The organism is Planococcus sp. A6 (assembly GCF_028823615.1).
Lineage (GTDB): Bacteria > Bacillota > Bacilli > Bacillales_A > Planococcaceae > Planococcus.
Genome location: NZ_JAPEHT010000215.1, coordinates 1 through 3,147 on the forward strand (window position 1 = coordinate 1; position 3,147 = coordinate 3,147).

Below are 3,147 nucleotides of genomic sequence, written 5' to 3' on the forward strand. Positions count from 1 at the left end.
GATAAGCTTCGGAAAATACGGGTTTCTGATTTTCTCGACCACACAGAAAAAGACTCATGAAGTTCCCACATCTTTTTTTGCGCAATGTTTCCCACAGCCTTCCTCATTTAGTAAAATAAGAAGGAAACTAGAAATACAGGAGGAATACTATTATGAAGCATTTTCTACTCGGCCTTCTCGTATCAGGCCTTATCGCCCTTATCGCTTTCCTGGCGGATGATTGGGCGCTGTTGTTCCCGATCGCGGGCGCAGTCGCCGTTATCGCACTTGTCTGGGCGGTCATCTCGTCCATCACAGCAGGCAAGCAAGTGAAATCTTCATTCAACACGAGTTCGGAACGCCGACGGGCACAGCAGGCGCGCAACGCCAAAGTGAAAAACCTCGTGCTGTTCGCGTTGCCGAATCTGGTGTTGGCGCTTTACGGATTGTTCATACTTTCTTAAACGAAAGAGGGGGATGTCATGCTCAGCTATTATAGTTCGTTATCTGCGGAAGTTTATGACCTCGATAAGCCGATCGGCAAATCGTTCGGCGATGTTGAGTTCTACAGGGAGCGCCTAGCCGGGAATGAAGGGCGTATTTTAGAACCCGCTACAGGGACCGGCCGATTGCTCGTGCCGCTCCTGGAAGACAGCCTTCACATCGACGGCTTCGACAGTTCATCTGAAATGCTCGATATTTGCCGCGCCCACTGCAAAGAACGCGGCTTGCATCCGAAATTATTCGAAGCGGATATGGAAACTTTCCGCATTGATGTCGAATACGACGCCATCATTTTGCCGGCGGGAACGTTCCAGCTGCTGGCAGGGCGCGAACAGGCGATCAAAGCCTTGAAGAATTTCCGCAAGCACTTGGCGCCAGGCGGACGGTTGCTCGTCGATTTGTACGTCCCGCAAGGTTTTGAGATCGACCGGCCGAGAACACGGACCTGGCAGACAAAAGCTGGCGAAGTGATTACGCTCGAGAGCAAGACCGTCGAAGTCGATTGGATCAAGCAATGTTCCGTGTCGCATAACCGCTACGAGAAATGGCAAGGCGGCAAGCTGATCCAGACTGAACTCGAACGTTTCCCGATGCGCTGGTACGGCGTCGAGGAATTCAAGCTTCTGCTTGGCAGCCAAGGCTTCGAGGACATCATCGTGTCATCCAATTACGAATACGGGCAATACCCGAAAAACGCTCAGCATGCCGTCACCTTTGAAGCAATCGCACATATTTGAAGATCAAAAGCTGTTTGGAGAAAAATCCAAACAGCTTTTTATTTGCCTGAAATTGTATGTATGGCTGGCTGATGGTGTTTCATTCCACTCCTGAGAATCTAAAATGAAACTGCAGCTTTTCGAAAAAGTTAGATTTACAGCTAATTCGGGTAAACTCGTTAAGGTCTGGATGTAAAATCGCTGTAGTCACAATTACTATAAGTGTCTTTATAGGCGAGGCTTTCAGATGAAAATAAAAGGGGGATCGAACATGATTACCATACATAAAACCTCTGCTAGCGGAGCTCTACAAACAATTGACACCTTCGAAAAGAATAGTTGGATCAATATGGTGGCGCCTTCACAAGAGGAAATCAGGGGAATAGTAGAACGCTTTAATATTCCCATCGAATTTTTAGAAGACCCATTGGATTTAGAAGAGAGCGCACGGATTGAATATGACGAAGAGACAAATTGTACATTGATCATTAACGATCTTCCGATTGTCGATGATAACAGCCCGCAGCTCGACTCCTATATTACGATCCCCATAGGCATCATTTTAGGGGGAGATTTCATTGTCACCATTTGCAGCCAAGCGACGAACTCAGTAGAAAACGTCATCAAGAAAAATGTAAATACGTCGATGAAAAATCGCTTTGCACTTGAAGTGTTATTGTCGATTTCTACCCAGTACATAATGAAGTTGAAGAAATTGAACAAACAGCGACTCAAAATCGAAAGCAATTTGAAGGAGTCTTTAACGAACAAGCAACTCTATAAGATCATGGAGATTGAAAAAAGCTTGGTGTACTTCCTGACATCATTAAAAGCGAATGGAGATGTCATCACGAAGCTATTCCGGACGCATTCCATCAAATTGTATGAAGATGATGAAGATTTGTTGGAAGATGTGAAAATTGAAAACAACCAAGGAATCGAAACAACCGAGCTGTATACCAGAATCTTGGACAGCATCACGGGATCTTATTCTTCACTCATATCGAATGAATTGAACAACACGATGAAAACCTTGACCCTTTTCACGGTATTCTTAACCCTTCCGACCTTGATCTTCAGCTTTTTCGGTATGAATGTGGCATTGCCTATTTCCGGGCAGGAGCCGGGTTCATGGATTACGACACTGGTCCTGTCCGCTATTTTGATGCTTGTGATCGCCGTTTCTCTATGGAAAAGAAGGATATTTTAGCCAAAAACGCCTGGAGAAGAATCCAGGCGGTTTTTAGTGCTTCGAATCGGATTCATTCAAAAAATTAGAGGGTTAGTGGCTGGCGGGGCGAATGTATATACTAACAATCGACAGTGCGGATCTATGCCGCTTGCCATTACTGCTGCCTTGGCCATGAGAATTCATCGTCAAAAAAGGAGTGTAGAAAATGGAGGAAAAAGAAATAATCCCGTTCCAATCGTCTCCGGTACGACCGATTTTCGAAAAGTTTTCAAGCGCGCGTGATGTGTCGCTCGTCTACGGCGACCCGATCGAGATGCAAGGCAGGACCATCATTCCAGTAGCGAGAATCCGGTATAGCGTCGGGGCAGGTGCTGGAGGCGGCTACGAGCGGGAAGACAAAGATGCAGAATCGCCAGGCTTCGAGGAATTCGAAGGCGGCCACGGGGAAGGCGCAGGCGGCTCATTCTCGGTTAAGCCCGTCGGTATCTACGACGTGACGGCAGAAAAAACCGTTTACCGGCCCATTGTGCCGATGGAACTCATCGTCATGCTACCGCTCATGATGACCGGCCTCGGATTTTTGATGGCTGCGAGCCAGAACAAAAGCAAAGGCGGCAAGCACAAAAAACGTATGCAAGCGGGAAAACGCTGCGAGAAGAAAGGCAAAGGCAAGAAAATGAAAGTCATGCATAGCGGCTGAAGTGGAATAAGATAGTGACTAAAGCGAAAACCACCTGGGGATTGATCTCCAGGTGG

The 3,147-nt window shown here is 47.0% G+C and carries 4 protein-coding genes; all 4 read left to right on the top strand.

Annotated features, from left to right (window positions below):
* Positions 1-152 precede the first annotated feature (152 nt).
* The 4 genes from ON064_RS17790 to ON064_RS17805 all read left to right on the top strand — a co-directional run bounded on the left by ON064_RS17790 (position 153) and on the right by ON064_RS17805 (position 3,091).
* Complete coding sequence (locus ON064_RS17790) at positions 153-443, top strand: DUF5316 family protein (RefSeq protein ID WP_101189552.1); 291 nt, start codon at positions 153-155, stop codon at positions 441-443.
* Positions 444-461: 18 nt separating this feature from the next.
* Entirely contained in the window at positions 462-1,220 is a 759-nt protein-coding gene (locus ON064_RS17795) for a class I SAM-dependent methyltransferase (protein ID WP_274625813.1), read from the top strand.
* Positions 1,221-1,470: 250 nt separating this feature from the next.
* Positions 1,471-2,409 carry a magnesium transporter CorA family protein gene (locus ON064_RS17800; protein WP_274625814.1) on the top strand — a complete coding sequence of 313 codons (939 nt, stop codon included), beginning with the start codon at positions 1,471-1,473 and terminating at the stop codon, positions 2,407-2,409.
* A 187-nt stretch (positions 2,410-2,596) separates the two neighbouring features.
* The gene (locus tag ON064_RS17805) at positions 2,597-3,091 is read left to right on the top strand and encodes a GerW family sporulation protein (RefSeq protein WP_274625815.1); all 495 of its coding nucleotides are present in this window, start codon (positions 2,597-2,599) and stop codon (positions 3,089-3,091) included.
* Positions 3,092-3,147 lie beyond the last annotated feature (56 nt).

What these genes read in the sequence shown, in the direction of transcription:
- ON064_RS17795 (WP_274625813.1), top strand. Translation starts at nt 462, where the DNA reads ATGCTCAGCTATTATAGTTCGTTATCTGCGGAAGTTTATGACCTCGAT.
- ON064_RS17805 (WP_274625815.1), top strand. Translation starts at nt 2,597, where the DNA reads ATGGAGGAAAAAGAAATAATCCCGTTCCAATCGTCTCCGGTACGACCG.
- ON064_RS17800 (WP_274625814.1), top strand. Translation starts at nt 1,471, where the DNA reads ATGATTACCATACATAAAACCTCTGCTAGCGGAGCTCTACAAACAATT.
- ON064_RS17790 (WP_101189552.1), top strand. Translation starts at nt 153, where the DNA reads ATGAAGCATTTTCTACTCGGCCTTCTCGTATCAGGCCTTATCGCCCTT.